This is a genomic window from Nostoc sp. FACHB-152 (assembly GCF_014697475.1).
Classification (GTDB): Bacteria; Cyanobacteriota; Cyanobacteriia; order Cyanobacteriales; family Nostocaceae; genus Nostoc_B.
The window spans coordinates 1-24,238 of sequence record NZ_JACJRV010000034.1; the positions used below are offsets into that span (position 1 = coordinate 1).

The following is a 24,238-nucleotide window of genomic DNA, read 5'->3' on the forward strand; positions in this document are numbered from 1 at the left end:
TATTGACATTAAGTCCTAATAAGCGTCCTTTCTACCAACAAGGTCAAAGAGCTATGAGACTTATTCTGTCTGCATTCTAGCCCTTTTTGTAGCCCCTTAAGGGTTCTTAATATCGCCGAACTCACGTTATATTAAACCAAGAATAGTACTTAAAGCTATTGCTAAGTTATCTAAATATTCTTTATCTAAATGACCAATTATTCTAATAATTCTTGATTGATCCACAACCCGAATTTGCTCACAAAGCACGACAGAATCTTGGCTTAACCCACCAACACCAGCAGGTACAAACACATGAGATGGTAAAATAGTACGTCTAATTTTTGATGTGAATGGTGCAATAATTGTATGAGGGCTAACAGCATTTGCTCGATCAATTTGCACTACAACCACAGGTCTAATTCCCGCTTGTTCTGTGCCTACAACAGGATTTAAATCGCACAACACTACATCTCCTCGTGCGATATCTACCACTGAACTTCACCTTGTGCTAAACGCTCTTCGTAATCTTCTAAATTAGATAAATATTCGGAAAAATCTGATTCAGCCATGTTTAGTGATTCGCTAAACTGAAGCCACAACTCCCAATTATTACCATTGTGCTTCATTAATAAGAAGTCTATATAATCATTCACTTCCTGAACTAAAGAGTCTGGCATTAGCCTAATTTTAGCAATTGTTTTCTCTTGTATATCCATGATTGATTTAATGTATTTCTCTTTATCTAGGATAATCTCTGCTGCTTGTACTAAACAGCAAAACCCGCTAGTGCGGGTTTTGCTTGTGTTCACTTACATGATACTGCTACTAAAACTCAGCATTCTGCGGTGTACGTGGGAAGGGAATCACATCACGAATATTACCCATACCCGTCATAAATTGCACGAGTCTTTCAAAACCCAAACCAAAGCCAGCGTGAGGCACAGTACCAAAACGACGCAAGTCTAAATACCACCACAAATCTTCAGGTTTCATACCTTGCGCTATTACCCGACGTTCTAGAACATCTAAACGTTCTTCTCTTTGAGAACCACCGATGATTTCACCAATTTTTGGTGCAAGAATATCCATTGCCCGGACTGTGTTTTCATCATCGTTCAACCGCATATAAAATGCTTTAATTTGCGCTGGGTAATCTGTGACAATTACAGGCTTTTTAAACAGTTGTTCTGCAAGATAGCGTTCGTGTTCTGATTGTAAATCTAAGCCCCAACTTACAGGATATTCAAACTTAACATCAGCTTTCTCTAGCAGTTTGATAGCATCGGTATAAGTAAGGCGTTCAAATTGATTGTTAATAATATTCTCGGCTGTGGCTAAAACCGTATTATCAATGCGCTGGTTGAAAAACTCCATATCTTCAGGGCATTTTTCTAACACATAATTAAAAATATGTTTCAAAAACGCCTCGGCTAAATCCATATCACCGTCTAAATCGCAAAATGCCATTTCTGGTTCAACCATCCAAAATTCTGCGAGGTGGCGGGAGGTGTTAGAATTTTCTGCGCGGAATGTCGGGCCAAAGGTGTAGACGTTAGAAAATGCCATCGCCATAACTTCTGCTTCCAACTGGCCGCTAACGGTTAAATATGTGGGTTTAGCAAAAAAGTCTTGGCTATAATCTACAGCTTGGTTGTCAGTTCGCGGAACATTCTTGAGATCTAAACTAGTGACACTAAATAGTTCACCCGCGCCTTCGCAATCGCTAGCGGTGATAATTGGGGTGTGTACCCACAAAAAGTCGCGTTCTTGAAAGAATTGGTGAATTGCTGTAGAACAAGCGTTTCGGACGCGGAAAACTGCACCGAAAGAGTTAGTGCGCGATCGCAAATGTCCAATCGTGCGTAAAAATTCAAATGAGTGGCGTTTCTTTTGCAAAGGATATGTTTCGGGATCAGCCTCACCGTAGACTTTCACCGCCTCGGCTTGCAACTCAATGCGCTGTCCCTTACCTTGAGAAGCCACCAGTACGCCGTTAACTTCAACAGACGCACCTGTATTCAGTTTTTTCAAAATCGCCTCGAAGTCTGGCAAATCCTGATTGATGACAACTTGCAAATTAGCTAGTGATGAACCGTCATTGACTTCAATAAAAGCAAACCCTTTCAAGTCACGTTTTGTTCTTACCCAGCCTTGAACTACAAGAGACTCATCAGGTTGACCACTTCGCAATATTTCTGCAATTCGTCTATTTACCATATTTACCCAGCACAGGATTTTAATATCCAGCCTATGATAACGCCCATTCCACCAAAGCGGACGGCTTGCCAGAAAGGTTTTTTCAGGCTTCGCCACGAAAATAGCTGGCTTTCTAAATTAATTTCTAGCACTTCCAACTGCTTTTGGATTTGCTTTAACTCGACTTTAATTTCTGCTGTCTGAGGCTGATTATCTTTTAATTCCTGCTGGCGTTGTTGCCATTGTGCCTTTTGCTGTTGATCGCAGATTACTTGGTGATACCTTTCTTTTAAGGATAGAAGCGATCGCTCTACTTGGGCTAACTCTTGCTCAAAATCCGGTTCTTGATTTTCTTGGTTGGAAGAATTCTGTGATTTTCTAGGCGGCTTCATTGACTGGTAGTAAATTAAGATTAATGTAATGCCAACAGTTCACAGGCACCGACATGGAATCTCTCAGCACCCAGCAATCAGAAATTAATCTTTTGCCTAAAACCAGTCAACTAAATGAAATTAGCACACTGGAACTAGCGCAAGCCCTCATGGAAAGACTCACCATCTCCCCTAACGATTGGCATCGCCTCAAGTCTAACCGCAATTCTCGCGCTAGTGAGCAAGCTGCTGCCGCTCTCGTATTTCTCCTCAAAAATCAACCCCAAGAAGCCCTCGCCCGCTTAGAACAAGCTACAGGTTGGTTAGATAAGTCAATTTCTGCTCCACCCTGTCCCACACATGGGGATAAGAACTCTAAAGCATAAAAGACTTCTTGCTCTGTTACCTGTCACCTATTCCCTATCCCCTGCTATAGGTATATGCCAAGTTAATCAAGCTTTGAAGTTGAGCGCAGAATTTCGCTGTTGATGGGTAGGGTAACAGTGAATGTTGTGCCAACATTGATTTCACTGTTTACCATAATCGTTCCGCCTTGTTGCTCAACTAGCTGTTTAACAATCGTCAGCCCCAATCCGGTTCCCGGAATTTTACTTACGTTACTAGCACGATAAAAGGATTCAAATAAACGTTCTTGGTCTGCTGGAGCAATGCCGATGCCTTGATCCTGCACTTGAAATATCACAGTTTCAGATTGACATTGCAATCTCAGTTGAACAGTGCTATCAGGTGCGGAGTATTTAATCGCATTAGACAAGAGATTGGTTAAAATGTGCCGCACTAAAGCTTCGTCCATGTAAACTGTGACACATTCATCCACGTAATTAAAATCAATGATGTGATTAGTGCCTGTACTGAGTTTGATTTCTTCAATTAGCTTGCGACAGAAAGGCTCAATTACTATCTCAGTAGGATTAGATGTTAGACTATTCGCTTCAGATTTTCCCAGGATCAAAACGTCATCCAGCAAGGCAACCATGCGGGTAACGGCAGTTTGGATGCGTTGAAAAAAGTCATTTTGCTGTTCTTTATTGAAGTCGCGCTGTTGTAGCAAACGAACAAAACCATTAATAATATTTAACGGGTTGCGAAATTCATGAGAAACCATTGAGACAAAGCGCGATTTTTGTTCTTTAAGTTCGCGTTCTTGCTTTAGCGCAGTCTGAAGTTGTAATGAGAGTTGCCGCGATCGCAGCAGCATTTCCACTCGTGCTTGCAACTCTAGCTTTTCGAGCGGTTTTGTAATTAGCTCATCGATAGTTTGCCACAAATGCCTTGTCAATAGATTGACATCAGAGCGCGCTGTTATTAACAAAAAGGGCAAAAAAACTGGTTGCTCTTTGTATTTTCTGGCTTGCACCCATTCCCAGAGATGATCTAGTGCTGGGCCATCAAGAATGCATAAATCAAAAGGCTCATCTAAGAGCGGTAAGGTTTTGCCTGCTTGTACAACTGAATCGGCGATCGTCACCTCGTAATATCTTTTCAGCCACTCTGCTAACAAGCGACGATTCTCAGATTGCTTTATAACTATTAAAATTCGACTCATCGCTGTTTTTTGTTAACTGGCAATACTGTCGCCAAAGTTTTTTATTGATGGCTAAATCAACATAGGTACATTATCAAAATTCATCCCCAAGCATTTCCGGCACTCCAGTCAACACGCCTCGCAGCTGTGTGAGTGGCTTGCCGACCTTGATTCCATAGCGACTAATTTCAAATTCACGCAAGGTTTTTTCAAAGTCTGTCATCCGCTTCTTGAGAACGCCAATTGCTCGCCGCAGTTCGCCTTGCATTTCTAAATAGCGCAAAAATATGATTGTGTCTGCTAGATAGCTAATTCCAATTTCTGTAACGCGGAATTCTCCTGTAATTGTTTCAATCTCATTAATTAGCAGCACAGCAACACCCATATTTTGCAAATACTTACATAGCCGATGAAGGTGACTTATCAAGTCTTCGCCGCGCAACGAAAGCCGATACCCAGATACACTATCAATCATCACAATCCGCGCCTGTTTTTGCTCTATTTCCTGACGCACGAGGTTAGCAAATTCATCAGGTGTATAATATAGCGGCTCTACTTGTACGACTGAAAGTGTCCCCTTATCCTGCATCGCACCAACGGCAATGTTAATCCCTTTAGCACGGCGCAGCAACGTTTCTTTTCTTTCCTCAAAGATGTAGATCACCGAACGTTCGCCCCGTCCGGCGGCCTCTTTCATAAACTGAAGTCCCAACGTGCTTTTACCCACGCCACTAGGGCCGCTAACAATAGTAATCGTGCTGCGCTCAATCCCACCGTGCAGCAACTCGTCGATTTCGGGGATGCCAGAGGAAACTAATTCAGTATTAAAATCTCGTGCGGAATCTTGAAGAACTAATCGGGGAAAGATTTGCATTCCCGTGCGGGTTAAGCGAATTGCATGATCGCCATCTTGAAAATCACTACCCCGAAACTTAGAGATACACAGTGTGCGCTCATTGTTGCTAAAGTTCAGATTGATTACGCCATCACTCATGAACTGTAAATCATCGTCGGGTGCTTCTTGACTGCTCTCTGAGGTGAATAAAACAGTTGCACCTTGCTCTACCAAAAATCTTAGAAATGACAGTACTTGCTTGCGAAACTGAAAGGGATCGCTTGCCAGGTAGCGAAACTGCGTCATCGAATCAATAAAAATACGCTGCGGCTTAAGAGTTTCCAACTGTTCTGTAATTCGGTTGGTTGTGGGTTCGCGTTCTACCTCAGCTGGTGAGAAAATATCATAAGTCTGAATTTGGGTAAAAAATTCGGGCGTGGGGCTAAGGTCAAGAAAGGAGACACCTTCTAGGTCAAATTCTAGTCCTTCGGCAGTTCGCTTCAATTGTGTGACGGTTTCTGCTAGCGTGATGAACAAAACCCGTTCGCCGTTTATTGCCCCTGCTGTTAAGAAATGCATTCCTAGTGTTGTTTTACCAACCCCTGGGCCACCCCGGATTAAGTAGGCACGATGTGGTACATAACCGCCACAAAGAACTTCGTCTAAACCCGAAATTCCCGAAGACAAACGATTTTCGGACATTTGCGAACAGTTTTCCTTTGTTTAATAACTCAAACGCAGCATAGCGTTGTCTTTCTACTGCATTGGTTTTAAGCACCGCTCAACAGCTAGGAAGTTCGCTTGCATTCACGAAAATCAGAATAACATCACATCACTATAAAAAACTCACTTCGTCCTGATAGTCATCAAAATTAAGTTCTAGCGATCACTCATCAATAAAACAATTGCTTGTTCTACAAAAATGTGGAGTCCGGGAAGCTACCCAAAGTCTAGATACTTCCTTCACACTTCATACTTCATTTCATCGCCTTAAAGACAAGCGGGGGCGATTTTCCATTTGTTTACACAGCCTTAATTCTGTACCTTTGCGGCCCCATTCTACTTGGTCAAAAATTTGATGCAGTAGACACAAACCCCGGCCGCTTTCTGACTCATCAGGTGGGAGATAATCAGTGGGATCATCTTCATCAAGCGTAGGTGCTGGAGTAAAGCCTTTACCTTGATCGGAGATCACCCACCAATACTGATTATCTATTAACGAAAAACGCACTACAACGCGTTTACTAGGATCAAGATTATTGCCATGTTTTGCGGCATTTACTAAGGCTTCTTGAAGACCTAGCCGCAGTTCTGCTTGTAATTTTGCTGGAATCTCTGCCAACAATAAATCTAATATAGGACAAAGATAGAGTGTTGAGGCAAAACTAAGTGTACCCCAATAGCGTCCAACTGGACGAAGCGAAATACTAATCACAAGAGAAACCCCGTAGCTTTCAGTTAGCCAGACATCAGTTTGCTTGGAAACGCACCCTGACAATATTTGAGGTGGTCATGCTGCCTTCAAACTTGCGTCTTTTATACTACGTTTTGAAAATGCTAGGGAGCATCGACTCTATTTATGAAGTTCAATTGCTGATACATAAAACGGCTCTTAAAAATCTAAGATTTGAATCAGCATCTTTTAAGTTGCTGATAGTTTGGAGAAACATTAGGATGACTTTTGTATTGCCGATACTTACTTCAAACAATCTTATTCATAAGTTGAGTATTGAGAGTCTATGCAACTTTAATGATTTTAACAAAATTGTTTCTATGTTTAAGTTAATTCGATTTTAGCATTTTTCTGATGCACTAGACTACAAATTTGAAATTTGAGTTTTTTATGAAGACTCAGTATTACTTATCTAAATGTGATAACACAAGAAAGGCAGCAGCTTCCACATGAGATGTTTGGGGAAAAAAATCAGCAGGTTGTATACGTGAAAGTGCGTAGATTCCTCCTTCACATAATAATTTGAGGTCGCGGGCGAGAGTAGCTACTTTACAGCTGACGTAAACGATGCGAGCAGGTTTCGATTGCCGTAATGAATCGATGACAGTGCGATCGCAACCTTTACGTGGCGGATCTAGTATTACTACTTCTGGTATTATTCCCATTTGTGGCAGTAAATTCTCTACCGCACCGACTTGGAATGTAACGTTATTTATACTGTTGTGTTCGGCATTCAAAATTGCCTGTTCTACGGCTTCGGCTTGCACTTCCAGTCCCACAGCTTGACGCACTTGCTTGGCTAAAGGCAGAGTTAAAGTTCCAATCCCACAATAAGCGTCAACTAACACCTCATGCCCTTGTAGCTTGATTTCTGACTGAATTACCTCTAACAGTGCTTCGGCTGTTTCCGTTGAAACCTGGAAAAAAGTATCTGGGCGGACTTGAAATTCTAATCCCGCAAATTTTTCTTTGAGATAAGGAACACCTGCAATAGGGCGAGTTTCTGCACCGAAGATGGCATTTGTCCGTTCAGCGTTACGATTTAGAGAAACTCCCACTAATTGAGGATATCGCTGCAACCATTCCTCGGCTTGTTCAGTAATTCCTGCTAACTTCCAGTCAGTAACTACCAAAGTCAACAAAATTTCCCCAGTCCGGCGACCGATACGTAAACCTAAATGACGAATTTGACCTTTGTGTCGTTGCTCATCGTAAATCTTCCAGCCGCGCTTTTGAATATCTTGCTTAACCTCAGCCAGCATGGGGTTTAATCGAGAATCTTGTACAGGACATTGATTTAAGTTCACTAAATGGTGACTTCCTTTTTGGTAGTACCCCGCCTGTACTTGTCCAGTAGCAGAAATACTGAAAGGATAAGTCGCTTTGTTGCGGTATCCCAAAGGTGAGACAGATGTCAATACAGGATCTACGGGTGGTGCAGTAAAACCACCGATGCGCTGTAAAGCTTGGATAACTTGATTGCGTTTAGCTTCTAGCTGATATTGGTAGTCAATATGCTGCCACTGACAACCACCGCACTTATCAGCCACAATACAACTTGGTCGTATGCGGTGCGGTGATGGATGTAATAGCTGCACGAGTTTGCCATGAGCATATTTCGGCTTAACGTGTAATAAGCGTACCTGGATGCGATCGCCTGGTACAGTATCCGGTACAAATACCACACGCTCCTCATAACGACCGACACCATCACCAGTATCGCTGAGGTCAGCGATCGCTACTTCAATTAATTCACCCTGTTTCCAAATATTAGTCATTTGTTGTTAGTCAATGGTCATTTGTCAAGAGATTGAAGTTTAATTTCACACTTCATCCTTTTTTCCCCCATTCCCCACTCCCTATTCCCTACTCCCTTCCCCTGTGTACCTCCAACTCGTTAAACTAGCAAATAATATTTCTCGTGATTACAATAATCATGACTGTAATTAGCCAAGTTATTCTCAAAGCCGACGACGAACTGCGTTATCCCAGCAGTGGCGAACTCAAAAGTATCAAAGAATTTTTGCAAACTGGCGAGCAAAGGACGCGCATTGCTGCGACCTTTGCTGAAAATGAAAAAAAGATAGTTCAGGAAGCCACCAAGCAACTTTGGCAAAAGCGACCTGATTTTATCGCACCTGGGGGTAACGCCTACGGTGAACGCCAACGCGCTCTGTGCATCCGTGACTTTGGCTGGTACCTACGTCTAATTACCTATGGCGTACTTGCTGGTGACAAAGAGCCAATTGAAAAAATTGGTATAATTGGTGTACGGGAAATGTACAACTCTCTTGGTGTTCCCGTCCCTGGAATGGTGGAAGCTATCAATTGTCTGAAAAAAGCTTCCCTTGATTTGTTAAGTGCAGAAGACACAGCAGCAGCAGCACCATACTTTGATTACATCATCCAAGCGATGTCTTAATCCCAGTAAGTTGTACTTGTTGAGCTACGGCTTTCGCTCTAATAAAGTGAGTGCAGAGTGTTAGCACTCTCAAGATAAGATCTCTAATTTGATCATACCTCCCCACAATTGGTAGTGGCTGTGGCAGTCTCAGTGTCAAGCTATCAACCAACTGTGGGGAAATTTTGTTTATTGGTCATTGGTCATTAGTTATTCTTTCCCTACACCTTCACACACTCCCCACTCCCCTAGATACAAAAAGCCGACAGTCTTTCATTTAAGCTGTCGGCGATTAGTGTGTTCCCTATTAATGACTCGGCTAGAGTTCAGTTATCTGTAATTATGCCAATGGAGCAATTGAAGTGGGACGATCTCAATCATGGATTTATGTGATTGTCGTCACTTAGGTGTTAATATCGAGCGGAATCTACTTAAGTAAGTGATTACAGATATCGAAAAGCAGAAAAACAAAGCTCAAATGACCAATGACAAACGACTATTGACTATAAAATAGTCTTCTGTCCACTTGGTGCATTACTCCCATGACCACCACCCCTAAAGATCCGTTTTCTCCCCAAGAAATTGCCTCCGAAGGTCTGAAGCCAGAAGAATACGCAGAAATTGTGCGACGTTTAGGTCGTCATCCTAACAAAGCAGAACTGGGAATGTTTGGGGTGATGTGGTCAGAACATTGCTGCTACAAAAATTCCCGACCCTTACTTAAACAGTTTCCCACTACAGGGCCACGTATTCTTGTCGGCCCTGGTGAAAATGCTGGAGTTGTTGACCTCGGTGAAGGATTACAACTGGCATTTAAGATTGAATCTCATAACCATCCCTCCGCCGTCGAACCCTTCCAAGGAGCCGCTACAGGTGTCGGTGGTATCCTCAGAGATATTTTTACAATGGGTGCGCGTCCCATTGCTTTATTAAACTCCCTGCGTTTTGGTTCTCTAGATGACCCTAAAACTCAAAGGCTATTCAATGGTGTAGTGGCTGGGATCAGCCATTATGGTAACTGTGTTGGCGTACCCACCATTGGCGGTGAAGTTTACTTTGACCCTGCTTATGCCGGAAATCCCTTAGTTAACGTGATGGCGTTGGGATTGATGGAAACGTCAGAAATCGTTAAATCTGGGGCATCCGGTTTAGGTAATCCTGTGTTGTATGTCGGTTCGACCACAGGACGTGATGGGATGGGTGGCGCAAGCTTTGCCAGTGCAGAATTAAGTGATGCGTCAATGGATGACCGTCCGGCGGTGCAAGTCGGCGACCCATTTTTAGAAAAGTCATTGATTGAAGCTTGTCTAGAAGCGTTTAAAACAGGTGCAGTTGTCGCCGCCCAAGATATGGGTGCAGCAGGTATCACCTGTTCCACCTCAGAAATGGCAGCTAAAGGCGGTGTCGGGATCGAACTAGATTTAGATAAGATTCCGGTGCGAGAAACAGGGATGGTTCCCTATGAATATTTGCTATCGGAATCTCAAGAACGGATGCTGTTTGTTGCCTACAAAGGTCGGGAACAGGAATTAATCGATATTTTCCACCGTTGGGGACTTCATGCTGTGGTGGCTGGTACAGTAATTGCTGAACCCATCGTCAGAATTTTATTCCGGGGTAAAATTGCTGCCGAAATTCCGGCTGATGCTTTGGCAGAAAATACGCCACTTTACGAGCGTGAGTTATTAGCCGAACCACCAGAATATGCCCGTCAAGCTTGGTCATGGACAGCCGATGCTTTGCCTGCTTGCACAACAGAGGGTATCGGTAGCCACAGTTGGAATGATATTTTATTGACTTTACTCTATACACCAACGATCGCCTCTAAAAATTGGGTATACCGTCAGTACGATCATCAGGTACAAAATAATACTGTCGTTCTTCCAGGCGGTGCAGATGCGGCTGTAGTCCGTTTGCGTCCGCTAGAAGGGCAAGGGAGCAGGGGAGCAGGGGAGCAGGGGAAGACTTATAAATCGGCTGTGGCGGCTACAGTAGATTGCAATCCCCGTTATGTTTACCTTGATCCCTATGAAGGTGCTAAGGCGGTAGTTGCAGAAGCAGCACGCAATCTTAGCTGTGTGGGTGCAGAACCTTTAGCTGTCACTGATAACCTGAATTTTGGCAGTCCCGAAAAACCCATTGGCTACTGGCAATTAGCCGAAGCTTGTCGAGGTTTAGCAGCAGGTTGTCAAGAATTATCTACACCAGTCACAGGCGGTAATGTCTCTCTCTACAACGAAACTCTCGATTCCCAAGGCAACCCCCAACCAATTTATCCCACCCCTGTGGTGGGAATGGTCGGTTTAATTCCTGATTTCACCAAAATTTGTGGTCAAGCTTGGCAAGCAAGTGGCGATGTAATTTATTTATTAGGGTTAACCGTACAATCCAAAGTTGAATTAGGAGCATCAGAATATTTAGCCACTATCCACAACACTGTGGCTGGCAAACCACCCCGCGTTAACTATGACTTAGAACGCCGTGTGCAACAGGTTTGCCGTGAAGGGATTCGCGCGGGTTGGGTACGTTCAGCCCACGATTGTGCAGAGGGCGGATTGGCTGTAGCTTTGGCAGAATCTTCGATAGCTGGCAATTTGGGTGCAGAGGTGAAATTAGAAATCTCTCCAAACCAATTACAACGTCTTGATGAAGTGCTGTTTGGCGAGGCTGGGGCAAGAATTATAGTTTCTGTGAGTTCAGAACACCAAGAAATTTGGGAATCCTACTTACAAGAACATCTTGGTCAAGAATGGCAAACACTAGGCATGGTTAATAATTTCGATGCAGGGTTGACGGTTTTAACTACTGATAACCAAACCTTAATCGCAGTTAGTATTGAAGATATGAAGGGTCGCTACAATAATGCGATCGCTAACCGTCTAGCAGCATATACCACAACCTAAAAAAGTCTGAAGTCTGGAGGCTGAAGTCTAAAATTTCACACTTCACCCTTCATACTTCCTACTTCTTACGGTACTGTTTTAATAAGTGGTTAAAGATTTGTTAAGAATAGATAACCACCCACAAATATAATCCCAGTGACTTGACACCCCAACCAGGAGCAAAGCCAGCATGATTCCCATCCATTCCGTCACTTCGGATGAATACCCCGAACAAATTCACAACTCTACCAATAGTCAAGAGCGTCCTGATAAGCCAGAAGAAGCTTGCGGTGTCTTTGGTATCTATGCACCAGGAGAAGATGTTGCTAAACTAACCTACTTTGGATTGTATGCCCTCCAGCATCGGGGTCAAGAATCAGCTGGGATTGCCACTTTTGAGGGGACAAAAGTCCATCTACACAAAGATATGGGCTTGGTGTCTCAAGTATTCAACGAGTCTGTTTTAGCAGAGTTGCCAGGGAATCTAGCCGTCGGTCACACCCGTTATTCCACTACTGGTTCTAGTCGCAAAGTTAACGCCCAGCCTGCTGTGGTTGAAACTCGTTTAGGTTCCGTTGCTTTAGCACATAACGGCAATCTTGTCAATACAACACAGCTGCGGGAAGAATTAATCCAGAGCAATTTTAACTTAGTCACTACCACCGACTCAGAAATGATTGCCTTTGCGATCGCCGAAGCAATCAACGCTGGTGCAGACTGGTTAGAAGGTGCAACTAAAGCTTTTCATCGTTGTCAAGGAGCCTTTAGTTTAGTCATTGGTACACCAATTGGGGTGATGGGAACCCGCGACACCAACGGTATTCGTCCTTTGGTGATTGGAACTGTAGGTACTAATCCAGTTCGTTATGTATTATCTTCGGAAACTTGCGGCTTAGACATTATTGGTGCTGAATATCTCCGAGATGTAGAACCAGGTGAATTAGTCTGGATTACTGACGAAGGTTTAGCTTCTTTCCACTGGAGTCAAAAACCGCAACGTAAACTGTGCATATTTGAGATGATTTACTTTGCGCGTCCCGATAGCGTTATGCATAACGAAAGTTTATATAGCTATCGAATGCGCTTAGGACGGCAACTCGCTGCTGAATCTGCTGTCGAAGCCGATATTGTTTTTGGTGTACCTGATTCTGGTATACCTGCTGCGATTGGTTTTTCTCAAGCTTCAGGTGTGGCCTATGGTGAGGGACTGATTAAAAATCGCTACGTAGGGCGAACCTTTATTCAGCCAACCCAAACTATGCGCGAGTCAGGTATCCGTATGAAACTCAACCCCCTCAAAGATGTACTGGCGGGTAAACGAGTAGTAATTGTAGATGATTCGATTGTGCGGGGAACTACCAGCCGAAAATTAGTCAAAGCTTTACGTGACGCAGGTGCAGCCGAAGTTCATATGCGAATTTCTTCACCGCCTGTAACTCACCCTTGCTTTTACGGCATTGATACCGATACGCAAGATCAACTAATTGCTGCTACCAAGTCTGTTGAAGAAATTGCCCAACAGTTAGAAGTAGATACCCTCGCCTATCTCAGTTGGAAAGGAATGCTTGCAGCAACGGGAGAAGATCCTAATAGTTTTTGTTCTGCCTGCTTTACTGGGGATTACCCAGTGGGTATTCCCGAACAAGTTAAGCGTTCTAAGTTAGTTTTAGAGCGAGTAGTTGTCTAGTGCTGTAATTTTAAAATTTACCTAATGAAATATCCGGCTATTAAAGTAACAATTGCTTTAGTAGTCGGATATTTTCAATAGGAATAAGTTATATCAAATAAAAGGAATTCTCATACATTATCCCCTGCACCTTGAAAATGGCGATCGCTACTCTATCTGCTACAAATCTTAATTTGGTTGACTTTTAATTTTATCCGATTATATTGAAATTCTAGACTGTGCCACTTGATAGGGCGGAATGTAGACTGATGAACAAATAACCAAATAGTGGTAGCAGTATAGCAATTTCGTTCAAAAACCTTAAATCTACCAAAACTCTACTTTGACATGAGTTCATTATCTCCTCATCCTGACAAAATTCTAGTTGTTGATGATTCGCCAGATAACGTTTTTTTAATCAAAACGATCCTGGAAGAAGAAGGTTATGCAGTTATGACCGCAGAGAACGGGATTGTCGCATTACAACAATTAGAAGCATCTCCTTGCGATTTGGTCTTGCTGGATCTGATGATGCCAGGAATGGATGGTTATGAAGTTACCAAGCGCATCCGTGGTGAGATGAACTTACAGCAATATATTCCTATTTTGCTGATTACGGCTCATGATGCACCCAACGTTGCACATGGACTAGATTTAGGCGCGGATGATTTTATTCGTAAACCTGTGACGGTAGATGAATTACTCGCCAGAGTGCGATCGCTTTTGCGGCTGAAGCACAGCATGGATGAACGTGATGAAATTGCCCGTCAGCGCGAAGATTTTGTTTCGCGCCTCACCCATGATTTACGGACTCCTTTAGTCGCAGCTGATCGGATGTTAATGCTATTTGAACAAGGTGCTTTGGGGAACCTATCACCACAAATGCAAGAAGCACTAACAATTATGGCGCGTAGTAATACTAACTTGCTGTCAATGGTGAATACCTTGTTAGAAGTTTATCGGTTTGAGGCTGGGCGTAAAACTTTAGCATTTCAACCAGTAGAATTAAAGCAATTAGTAGAAGAAGTTGTTGGCGAACTAACACCCTTAGCCCAAGCGAAAGGGTTGGCTATCAAGTTGGAATATGCTGAGGACTTAACTAACAGTAAAATTATGGGCGATCGCTTAGAACTGCATCGTTTGTTAACTAATCTGGTAGGTAATGCGATCAAATTTACAGAGTCCGGTTATGTAGCGATTCGCCTCTCCCCTGAAATCTCCTCATCTCACCCGAATGGTGATTCTATTAAGATTGTGGTAGCTGATACTGGTTCTGGTATTCCATCTGAAGAACAAAGCACTTTGTTTCAAAGATTTCGCCAAGGCAGCCATAAAAGTGCAGGCAGTGGCTTAGGCTTATATCTTTCTCGTCGTATTGTCGAGGCACATCAAGGACAGATTTCGGTCGATTCTACATTAGGTAAAGGTAGTGAATTTATAGTCACTTTACCATTCAAAAACTAAAAAAAATACTTAAAGTTAAATTATGAGTTATGTAGCGGTTTGATTGATTAACTCATAATTTATTATTGCAATTTATAAAGAATTTTAATTTTTTAAGGCTATTTAAATAGAATAATAGTTAATTTCAAGAAACAATGATTACTGCTGAATTATCTAACATCAATGAACTGATTCAGAAACAACGCAAATTTTTCCAACTAGGAAAAACTAAAGATATTGCTTTTCGCTTAGAAAAACTTAAAACTCTCAAACAAGCAATAGTTGATAATGAAACAGCTATTGTTCAGGCATTGCAAGCAGACTTAAATAAACCAGAATTTGAAACTTACGCCACAGAAATTAGCATTATCAAAGAAATAGATTATGCAATAAAGCATCTTCACTTATGGACTAAGCCTAAAAAAGCAGAAGTTCCTTTAGATTTTTTCAATTACTCAGCTAAAATTTATCCTGAACCCTTGGGAGTCGTCCTAATTATCGGTGCTTGGAATTATCCTTTTAGTTTAATTATTGCACCTTTAATCGGTGCGATCGCCGCAGGTAATTGTTCAATTCTCAAGCCTTCCGAAATGGCTCCCCATACGTCTCGTTTATTAGCCGAGATGATGGGTAAATATTTCGAGCCAGAGTATATTGCTGTAGTCGAAGGTGGTGTAGAAGTTAGTCAAAAGCTGCTTGCCCAAAAGTTTGACCATATCTTTTTTACGGGTGGTACAGCCATCGGTAAAATTGTCATGGAAGCAGCAGCAAAACATCTAACACCAGTAACATTAGAACTAGGCGGAAAAAGCCCTTGTATTGTCGATGAAAATATAAATCTTGACCATACAGCCAGACGCATCACTTGGGGAAAATTTATTAATGCTGGACAAACTTGTATTGCACCTGACTATCTTTTAGTTGATAAAAAGATCAAGCAAGATTTACTAGATAGCTTAAAAAAATGTATCAAAGAATTTTATGGTGATAATCCCGTAAATAGCCCTGACTTTGCCAGAATTATCAGTCAAAAACATTGTCAGCGTTTGTCCAACCTGCTGAAAAATGGGGAAATTATTATTGGTGGAGAAACTAAATTAGACGAACTTTACATTGCTCCCACCATCATTGATCAAGTCTCGTTAACAGACCCAGTAATGCAGGAAGAAATTTTTGGCCCGATTCTACCTGTCATTGAGTATACAGATATTGCAGAAGCGATCGCCTTAATTAATTCCAAACCAAAACCTTTAGCTCTATATCTATTCACACAAAATAAAGATTTGCAACAGCGAGTTTTACAAGAAATATCTTGTGGCGGTGTTTGTATTAACGACACAATGATGCACTATGCTATTTCATCTTTACCTTTTGGTGGCGTAGGTGATAGCGGTATTGGTAACTATCATGGCAAAGCTAGTTTTGATATCTTCTCGCACCATAAAAGTGTACTGCAAAACTCTTTCTGGTTAGATTTAAAATGGCGTTACGCTCCGTATCAAGGTAAATTAGCCTTTTTGAAGCGATTAATTAAGTGATTGTGCAGAGACGTTGCATCGCAACGTCTCTACAAAAAAAGACTAAAACCCAAAAGCACCACTGTAACGTTCTTCCGCCCAAGGTTCACCTCGATGGTGGTAGCCATTACGCTCCCAAAAACCTAGTTCTTCTTGATTAAGAAACTCCAAACCATTAATCCACTTAGAACTTTTCCAAGCGTAGAGGTGTGGTACAACTAACCGCATCGGCCCACCATGTTCTGCGGGTAACGGTTCACCAAATAATTGAAAGGCAAAGAAATTTTCTTCTCGTACAAAGTCTTCCATTGCAATATTAGTAGTGTAGCCACCATAGCAATGTTCCATCACATGAACTGCTTCTGGTTCTACCTCTAGCAAATTCATGAAATCTGTCACCTTGATGCCCGTCCATTTGACATCTAGTTTTGACCAGCGCGTCACACAGTGGAAATCTGCTGTAAATTCATGCTGTGGCAGTGCCATAAAATCTGACCAACTGAAGACAGCAGGTTTGACCAAACCCCAAACTCGAAATTCCCATTCTTCTATACTGACTTGGGGTGTTGCACCGTAGGTCAACACAGGAAAGCCTTTAGCTAAGTGTTGTCCTGGAGGGACACGTTCTCCCTGTTCTTTATCTGGTTTCTGAAAAAATTTTCCTAACATACTCTCAGCAGAGATACTGGGCTATTTTGGGATAACTATCTCAACCGTATCTTAACGCTGTTAGGACTTATGCAGTGAGAGGAAAAATTTAGAGTATAGACAATGGGGGTAGGGGTGTGAGCAAAAATTTTACCCTGACACTCTCATCTAAATATTAATTTTGCTGAACACCTAATCTTTAAGAGAACTAGATACTTTACTGTTAATTATAATTATTTGATCATCAGTCATGGGTAAGAGGTAATGGGTAATGGCTTTTCCTGGTTACTCATTACCAATTTTTTATTTAGCTGCTGAGTTTTGGCAAACTACATTGGATTTTTAACTTATATAGCAATAGCCAAGATTGTTAGGACATTGGTAATGACACAACTGAGACAGCAAAAGACTTTTAACCCTGTCACCCTTCGGGTGACGCTCCTGCGTCGCTAACGCTGCGCTAACGCCACTTGACGGCAGTTGCTACAAGTCGGCAAAGCCGCCCAACGCACTGCCTCCTTTATGCCGGGAAACCCGGCCACCGCAGTGGTCTCACCTGTCACCTTTTACCTGTTCTCTGTCATATCAAGCAAAATAAGAAAAGCTTTTGCTCAAATGCCGAAAAGCCTGAGCGGTGACTTTTACCGCTCAAATCTTCGGTGATGCTAATACTTTTCCTTAACCGGAAATTATGATTCTTCTTCCTCTTCTTCAACAGCAGGATATACAAATGTAGAACGTCCAGTCAGAATTGACTTGCCAAGGGAGAGAGCTTTTTGTGCTTCAACAGCAGCTTTGCGTCTCCAGGTAGCACGACGTTTATCTCGTTTAGATTTGGATGTTTTCTTCTTAGGAACAGCCATAGTAGCGGATATCGCATTTTTTGACAACCTTTTTATTCTAAGCCATCTATTGGCATCTGTAATGGTATTCCCCTGGGCAATATTCAGAACGCATACAGACAGAGAAAATTATTGTGGTATGGGAATCTGGTAGAGGTTAGAATGATTGCACTTTTGTCAAGAGGGTGCAGTAAAAGGCGATAAATCCATCTTTGAGACTGGCTTTCGGAGATATTTAACCACGCCTAAGCCGTTGCTGCCAATCTAATTGATCGCACACTTTTAAGCGCGAATGCATTTCTGGGCAAATAAAGTGCTGACTAGGCAAAGATAAAGTTGGATAAACTGACATTCGTAGTGTCTTGAACGACAGCAATCAAGTCACTGCCATAGTAAATTCCTGTGTCTAGAGCAAAACCGCCACTCAAGTTTGCATACCCGAAAGAGTATAGATTAGAGTAACCCCCAGCTTGAATGAGATCAAAAGAGGGGTTCCAGTCAGCAATAGTAGTGTAACCAAGACCTTGGTATTCAACACCCCAGGAACCGCCAATAACGAAAGTATCAAAACCAGCACCACCAACCAGAGTGTCGTATTCTTCTGCACCAGTGTTTCTAGAGCCGATCAATGTATCGTTACCATCTCCGCCGTAAATGATGTCATTCTGATTGCCGCCATACAATATATCGTTGCCACCAAAGCCATACAAAGCATCGTAGCCGTCGTAATCAAAGAAACCAGAGCCATAGGAATAGCCAGTGATAAAGTCGTTCCCGTTGGTGCCATTGAGTATATCGTTGTATAAACTGCCATAAATAATAGCCATTTGAGCTTCTCCTTAGAATTTATGTTTTTGATTTGTTATTAGAGCAGTTATTGCTTATGCGTAAAAGGCAATTTCCTCTGCCCCAAAGCGTTGGCTGTCCTCACAATTCTTTGGGCATCAAGTCCTTCATCCTGCCCAAAAGTTAAAGTTTTTCCAACTATGGCACTCAGAGGAGGTCTGAAAACTAAAATCTTCCGACGTAACCCGATCTCAATTGAGTGATATAACTTCAAGACAACTTGCTATCCTGTTGATTGAATTATTCTTTGATACCCAAAAAACGTTTATAGATTGAGTCTGTCCTTTTTCCCCATTTAACTCAACCGAAGTTGACGAACTTAAGAACATACTTAAAGACTTCTTAAACTCGATTTTCCCAAGCTAGACACAAGAATTATTTCAGCCTCTGCTAAACTTAATTCTCCACTCCCTCTTCTTCCTTAAGTTCGGCAAAACTAACTTAATTTCAGCATCAATAATTACAAAACTTCATATTAAGTTGTCCGAAAAATACAATTAAAGTTGTAGCAAACACAAGAATAGCGATCGCTTTCTAGGGAATTTGTAGATAGGGGTTGCAGATATAGGAATTTTTTAATTGCCTCTCCCCAAATTTCGATCGCCTTCACAACAGCTAAAATATTTTCTGTGTTCTGTGGAAACGCCTCAAGTTTCGATATCAGCGATCGCTCTATAGAACTGAAGAAAAAGGCGATCGCATCTGGTAATTTGACAATAGTTTACTCTGGGTTCAAGCAGCCTGACCCTTGCAACTGCTATAAAACTGAGCAATTCGCGCTCGCGGTTTTAATAACCAACTGTAAAATTACTTAATGTCTGTACAACCACAAAGCAAGTAACATAAATATAGCTGGAGAAATTGGCTTAATTCAATCTTTTCTTTTAACTTTTAGCTGATTGAAATTCGCAATAGTGCATTACATCTGTGTTCCCTAGCATAATTATTTAACAAATCTTTTAAATGAGTTCAGGTTTGACAATCAAGGTTTGATTGAAATGTAGATAACTTTGTAGCTTTCGCAGCTTAAGTTATTTACTGCTGAATTGTGCCGTTTATTTTCTGTTTGCTGCTACATCTTAAAGATGTGCTACAGACGATCATGCCGATCCATAAAAATACATTTATAACTTCTGATTTTCTTAATGAAATCACAACACAGGAGCCGTAGACGTGGCGTAATCCTCACGCCCCAGGGATTGCAGAAACTCCAAGATGCAAAATCTAAATCAGAACATTATGACAATTTCGATAAACATTATACTCGTGAAGTCTTAAGCTTTCGCATGGGGTTAGACTCCGATACAGTGACAAAGGTATTTGCCTGTGAAATGGGGGTAGATCGGCAAACTCTGAAATACTGTTTTCAAGCATTCAACCTACAACTAGAACCTCATGACTATCAGTTTTCCAATCAGGATATTAACTTACAGGAAAACACAAAAATTCAAAATCAAATTGATTGGGGAGAAGCACCAGATGTATCCCTTTTTTGCGGACGCACGGACGAACTGGCAACCCTGAAACACTGGATTTTACCTGAGTCTCCTACCAATGAGCTAATACCCTGTCGTCTGATTACAATATTGGGCATGAGTGGGATCGGCAAAACCTGGCTATCCGTGAAACTAGCTCAACAACTTCAGGATCGGTTTGAATTCGTGATTTGGCGATCGCTTCTCCCTAACCCTCCAGTTAACGACCTCCTAGCAGACCTGATTGCCGTCCTATCCAATGGAAAAGAAATCGATCTGCCAAAACCATTCAATCACAAAATTTCACAGTTGATTCATTATTTGCAACGTCATCGTTGTTTACTGGTTTTAGACGGTGCTGACAGAGTTCTCCAAGAATGTGCCGCCCCAAAGATCGCCTGTCGAGACTGTATCTGGCTTCAGCACACAACCATCGGCGAGTACTGCGAGTTGTTTAGGAGAGTGGGAGAAGTTACCCATCAAAGTTGTTTAATCTTGACTAGTCGTGTCCAATTCCATGAGATCGCCTCGCTTGAAGGAAAGACACGACCTATGCGAGTATTATGTCTCCAAGGATTACAGGTTACAGACATACAAGAACTTTTCAAAACAAAAGCAATCTTTAGAGGAACACCAGAGAACTGGAATCGATTAATCGAATCTTATGGAGGTAATCCCTATGTGCTAAACTGCATTGCCACAACGATTCAACAGTTATTTGATGGCAGCATCACTGAATTTTTCAAACAAAAAGTTACAGTTTTTGGTACAGTTCTTAACAGTTTAGACCAAGAATTTGAACGCTTGTCGGACACGGCTAAATTAACGATTCAATGCCTAGCAATCAATCGCCAACCCATTTCTTTTTCACAGCTACGAGCAAAGATGCCATCCTCTGTTTCATCCCAAGAACTCTTGGAAATCTTGGAACTACTGCAAGCGCGATCGTGGATTGATGCTAAATCAGGTCTGTTCTCTCTCCAAACGATGATTATTGAATATATCAAATCTTTTATTCTTGACGAGAAGCTCGCCAAATTTCAGCCGAGTGCATTTTTGGATCGAGAACATCAACATCAGGTAGCAAGCTAAAACTGCCAGGGGAACTTTTGTCTAAAACTATGTTTATTTGAGTTCATTACCAAAACACATAACAATAGCAATAAGCTTTCGTGTGTCTAAATTGTACTTTTTGGAGGCTGAAAATTTCGCTGTAAGATTTTCAGCTTGAAAAATTAAATCCATCTCAGCTTTATCTACACAATTCGGCGTTTAGCTGCATCTGCTTCTTGAATCTACCCCTGGCAAAATTTTAAGCACTATTACTTATTGACAAATTGTTTATGACCTTAAATTGTCAAGGATTTGGTATGGGTGTAGGTGTAGCAGCTGGTGGCGCAACAGTATTAATAGGAGCAATGGGAACAGGATTTGTTGGCGTTTTTTCAAAGAATAGTAATGAGCGCGCTGTTTTAAAGTAAGTAGCCCAACGTTGAGTATCGGGACGAGAACGCCATTGTGGACGGCTAACTTCTAAAGACAAAATGGGCGCGATCGCACCGTAACTCTGTACGGAAACAATGATAGAAACATCTGTAGCTAATATATCCTGGTCGAAACTGCGTTGAGCGGCGGCTCTAGCGGTGGCTTCGGCTCGGCGTAGTGTAGTTTCATAGTTTTCATCTGGTAATCTGTCGATAATTAGGTCAACTCTAGCCGTGTAAGCTCTTACCATTTGTGGTGTCACAATTTCTGCCACAACCCATACAGGTACAGCAGAGAACAGCAAAAATATTAATGGAAATATCCGGATTTTCTTGGCAACTTGGCTAATAGATAAATAGGAAATGATCGATGATAGTTGGTAAGCAACATTCCTGGTCATCACCTTAAAGCTCCTTACTAATAATGGCCTGTAATTGAAATTGTCTGAGAATTTTTACTGAAATTAATGGCAATAAAAGTTACATAGTTTTGAGGGTTCGATAATAAGCCCTAAGACTATAAGACATAGGTTAGCTTTGTTTTTTCAGCAAAGCCAACCGCAATTTTAGGCAAGTCAACCACAACCTACAAAGAGCGGATGGCAAATTACTGGGCGATCGCAATCGGCATCAATCAATATCAATTCTTTCAACCTTTACGTTGCGCGCAAGCCGATGCCGAGGCGTTAAAAAACTTTTTGGTTGAAGAAGCAGGTATTACACCCCAACGCTGTCTTTTAATGACAGACACTTCGCCACCAATTGGGGATAGATCCACATATCCAACAAAAGAAAATATTCTGTTTTTGCTGGAAGATTTAGCGGCAGCTTGTTGGCAGCCAGGCGACCATGTATGGTTTTTCTTTAGCGGTTATGGTGTTAACCACGCTGGTCAAGATTACTTAATGCCAGTAGAGGGAAATCCTGAATTGCTTCAGGAAACTGCCATCGAAGTGCGATCGCTGCTACAAAGCCTACAATTAGCCCAAGTCAATGTTTTGGTATTGCTAGATATTAACCGTGCTTCCAGTACCCAAGCAGATGCGATCATTGGGCAAGAAACCATCGAACTAGCCAAAGAATTACAACTGGCGACGATTATTTCTTGCGAACCAGAGCAATTTTCCCGTGAAAGTAGTGAGCTAGGTTACGGCTTCTTCACCGCAGCATTGTTAGCGGCTTTGCGTTCTGGTCATGGCAGTAGTTTAAAAGATTTAGATAGTTATTTAAGTGTTTTCACTCCTGAATTATGTCAACACTATTGGCGACCTACACAAAACCCCGTTGCGATTATTCCTTCTAACCCGCCAGCTATCTTACCGCATCAAGAAGTTAAGCATTCTAATGTAGTCATCCCAAGTACATTAGAACCAAGTGAAACACCACCCCAAGAATTACAGCTAAACGAAGAAGCCAGTATTTTTCCAGAAGAAAACTTTGCTGTAGCTTTAGCGGCTCCCCCCTTAGCCCCAACGTCTTCTACAAATGCAGCTAAACCACCAATAATTGGTAATTGGGGCGAATTAGAATCAGCTGTTGGCTCAAAATATCCAAATTTTGCCCTAGAGACAGAAAAATTCTCAAAATCTCCAGACTTAGCAGTTAAAGAACAGTATTTCAACCAACAATCACAATTAATTCCTCCCTCCCCAGAAGCAACTAAGAGGTTCATCCCAGATATTCCTCAACCATACATATCTCGTTTACCTGGGAAAAAGACAAAAACCTCATGGTGGCAGCAATTTGTGTTTTGGGGAGGAGGTACGATGTTAGCGATCGCTGTAATAACAGTAGTGTTTCTTCGCAATCAGACGAAACTGGTTGCAGGGGGAAAAATTTTATCAGCTTCATCGAATGAGCAGTCTGCAAGATCTGCCTTAAATCCCCCGAAAAATCAGTCAAATGCTCAATTAGTTGCTAATTCCGAAGAGTCACAAAAGCGGAATCAAGCGGTATTAGACTTAGCGAAAATGTCTCTTAGACAAACTCAAGCTAGTGACCTCAGTTTAGCGATCGCTACAGCTCGTAAAATACCAGCAGGTGAGCCACTTTACGAACAAGCGCAAGAAAATATCAAAATTTGGAGCAATATGATCCTCAATTTAGCTGAGGGTCGTGCCAAGCAAAGACAGTATGCTAATGCCATTGCGGCGGCGCAATTAATCAGTAAAGATGAATTATTATATCCTCAAGCGCAAGCCTCAATTAACCAGTGGCGACAAGAAGCCAAGCAATACCTCGCTAACAAAACTTTACTAGATGCAGCTAATGCCTTAATCAAGCCAGGGCAAGCATCTACTTATAATCGTGCCATTGAAGTCGCCAAGCGAGTACCCCAAGGTCAACCAGGATTTGATTTGGCACAGAAATCAATCAATAGATGGAGCGAAAAAATCTTAGATTTGGCGAAAGACCGCGCTGCTGAAGGTAATCTTAAGGCTGCCATTGATACCGCCCACTTAGTCCCAGAAGTCACAGCAGTTTATGAAGATGCTCAAGAAGCAATCCAAAAATGGCAGAAAAAATAGTTATTAGTCAAAAGTCAATAGTCCATAGTCAAAGTTAATTACTCTTGACTATGGACTATTTATTGTTAATTTCTTGTATAGCCAATAGATTAGCAGTTGTAAGAGCGGGAATCTCAGGAATAG

20 protein-coding genes are annotated in these 24,238 nt (G+C 41.9%); 8 read left to right on the plus strand and 12 right to left on the minus strand.

Going from position 1 to position 24,238, the window contains the following annotated elements:
• Window positions 1–126 precede the first annotated feature (126 nt).
• From H6G76_RS20665 to H6G76_RS20680, 4 genes are read right to left on the minus strand one after another with little or no spacing between them, the layout of a single operon-like run.
• Window positions 127–474, minus strand: a complete 348-nt coding sequence (locus H6G76_RS20665; protein WP_190704808.1) for a type II toxin-antitoxin system PemK/MazF family toxin — start codon at window positions 472–474, stop codon at window positions 127–129.
• Entirely contained in the window at window positions 468–791 is a 324-nt protein-coding gene (locus H6G76_RS20670) for a DUF2281 domain-containing protein (protein ID WP_242056476.1), read from the minus strand. Before H6G76_RS20670 ends, H6G76_RS20665 begins: the two co-directional genes overlap by 7 nt.
• Before the next feature lie 16 nt (window positions 792–807).
• Window positions 808–2,199 carry an asparagine--tRNA ligase gene (gene asnS, locus H6G76_RS20675; protein WP_190704810.1) on the minus strand — a complete coding sequence of 464 codons (1,392 nt, stop codon included), beginning with the start codon at window positions 2,197–2,199 and terminating at the stop codon, window positions 808–810.
• Between the two features lie 2 nt (window positions 2,200–2,201).
• Window positions 2,202–2,570: a hypothetical protein gene (locus H6G76_RS20680; protein WP_190704812.1), complete on the minus strand. Its 369-nt coding sequence runs from the start codon at window positions 2,568–2,570 to the stop codon at window positions 2,202–2,204.
• A 53-nt stretch (window positions 2,571–2,623) separates the two neighbouring features.
• Between H6G76_RS20680 and H6G76_RS20685 the strand changes: the two genes are divergently transcribed.
• Window positions 2,624–2,935 (plus strand): DUF6439 family protein, encoded by a 312-nt coding sequence (locus H6G76_RS20685; RefSeq protein WP_190704814.1) that lies wholly within the window; start codon window positions 2,624–2,626, stop codon window positions 2,933–2,935.
• Between the two features lie 62 nt (window positions 2,936–2,997).
• Here H6G76_RS20685 and H6G76_RS20690 read toward each other — a convergent pair whose 3' ends face one another.
• The 4 genes from H6G76_RS20690 to rlmD form a co-directional block, all read right to left on the minus strand.
• Window positions 2,998–4,116, minus strand: coding sequence for a HAMP domain-containing sensor histidine kinase (locus tag H6G76_RS20690; RefSeq protein WP_190704817.1), 1,119 nt, complete (start codon window positions 4,114–4,116; stop codon window positions 2,998–3,000).
• Window positions 4,117–4,189: 73 nt separating this feature from the next.
• Complete coding sequence (locus tag H6G76_RS20695; RefSeq protein ID WP_190704820.1) at window positions 4,190–5,632, minus strand: gas vesicle protein GvpD; 1,443 nt, start codon at window positions 5,630–5,632, stop codon at window positions 4,190–4,192.
• 280 nt (window positions 5,633–5,912) lie between these two features.
• On the minus strand, window positions 5,913–6,365 hold the full coding sequence (locus H6G76_RS20700; protein WP_190704823.1) for an ATP-binding protein: 453 nt from the start codon (window positions 6,363–6,365) through the stop codon (window positions 5,913–5,915).
• Window positions 6,366–6,787: 422 nt separating this feature from the next.
• Window positions 6,788–8,161 carry a 23S rRNA (uracil(1939)-C(5))-methyltransferase RlmD gene (gene rlmD, locus H6G76_RS20705; protein WP_190704827.1) on the minus strand — a complete coding sequence of 458 codons (1,374 nt, stop codon included), beginning with the start codon at window positions 8,159–8,161 and terminating at the stop codon, window positions 6,788–6,790.
• A gap of 158 nt (window positions 8,162–8,319) precedes the next feature.
• Here rlmD and H6G76_RS20710 point away from each other — a divergent pair, with 158 nt between their 5' ends.
• The 5 genes from H6G76_RS20710 to H6G76_RS20730 all read left to right on the plus strand — a co-directional run bounded on the left by H6G76_RS20710 (window position 8,320) and on the right by H6G76_RS20730 (window position 16,313).
• Window positions 8,320–8,805 carry an allophycocyanin subunit alpha-B gene (locus H6G76_RS20710; RefSeq protein WP_190704829.1) on the plus strand — a complete coding sequence of 162 codons (486 nt, stop codon included), beginning with the start codon at window positions 8,320–8,322 and terminating at the stop codon, window positions 8,803–8,805.
• A gap of 521 nt (window positions 8,806–9,326) precedes the next feature.
• A complete protein-coding gene (gene purL, locus H6G76_RS20715) occupies window positions 9,327–11,687 on the plus strand; it encodes a phosphoribosylformylglycinamidine synthase subunit PurL (protein WP_190704833.1) in 2,361 nt (786 codons plus the stop codon).
• Window positions 11,688–11,856: 169 nt separating this feature from the next.
• Complete coding sequence (gene purF, locus H6G76_RS20720; protein WP_190704836.1) at window positions 11,857–13,353, plus strand: amidophosphoribosyltransferase; 1,497 nt, start codon at window positions 11,857–11,859, stop codon at window positions 13,351–13,353.
• 327 nt (window positions 13,354–13,680) lie between these two features.
• Entirely contained in the window at window positions 13,681–14,796 is a 1,116-nt protein-coding gene (locus tag H6G76_RS20725) for a hybrid sensor histidine kinase/response regulator (protein ID WP_190704838.1), read from the plus strand.
• Between the two features lie 134 nt (window positions 14,797–14,930).
• On the plus strand, window positions 14,931–16,313 hold the full coding sequence (locus H6G76_RS20730) for an aldehyde dehydrogenase (RefSeq protein WP_190704841.1): 1,383 nt from the start codon (window positions 14,931–14,933) through the stop codon (window positions 16,311–16,313).
• Between the two features lie 42 nt (window positions 16,314–16,355).
• Here H6G76_RS20730 and H6G76_RS20735 read toward each other — a convergent pair whose 3' ends face one another.
• From H6G76_RS20735 to H6G76_RS20745, 3 genes are all read right to left on the minus strand, one after another.
• Window positions 16,356–16,961, minus strand: a complete 606-nt coding sequence (locus tag H6G76_RS20735) for a sulfite oxidase-like oxidoreductase (protein WP_190704844.1) — start codon at window positions 16,959–16,961, stop codon at window positions 16,356–16,358.
• Window positions 16,962–17,629: 668 nt separating this feature from the next.
• Window positions 17,630–17,803, minus strand: coding sequence for a 50S ribosomal protein L32 (gene rpmF / locus H6G76_RS20740; RefSeq protein ID WP_190704847.1), 174 nt, complete (start codon window positions 17,801–17,803; stop codon window positions 17,630–17,632).
• Between the two features lie 299 nt (window positions 17,804–18,102).
• On the minus strand, window positions 18,103–18,609 hold the full coding sequence (locus tag H6G76_RS20745) for a calcium-binding protein (RefSeq protein WP_190704960.1): 507 nt from the start codon (window positions 18,607–18,609) through the stop codon (window positions 18,103–18,105).
• A 1,164-nt stretch (window positions 18,610–19,773) separates the two neighbouring features.
• On the opposite strand from H6G76_RS20745, the gene H6G76_RS20750 reads away from it, so the two are divergent.
• Entirely contained in the window at window positions 19,774–21,195 is a 1,422-nt protein-coding gene (locus tag H6G76_RS20750) for an NB-ARC domain-containing protein (RefSeq protein ID WP_190704850.1), read from the plus strand.
• A gap of 265 nt (window positions 21,196–21,460) precedes the next feature.
• Here the strand turns inward: H6G76_RS20750 and H6G76_RS20755 are convergent, their stop codons facing one another.
• Entirely contained in the window at window positions 21,461–21,988 is a 528-nt protein-coding gene (locus tag H6G76_RS20755; protein WP_190704852.1) for a hypothetical protein, read from the minus strand.
• 198 nt (window positions 21,989–22,186) lie between these two features.
• Here H6G76_RS20755 and H6G76_RS20760 point away from each other — a divergent pair, with 198 nt between their 5' ends.
• On the plus strand, window positions 22,187–24,115 hold the full coding sequence (locus H6G76_RS20760) for a caspase family protein (RefSeq protein WP_190704855.1): 1,929 nt from the start codon (window positions 22,187–22,189) through the stop codon (window positions 24,113–24,115).
• Window positions 24,116–24,238 lie beyond the last annotated feature (123 nt).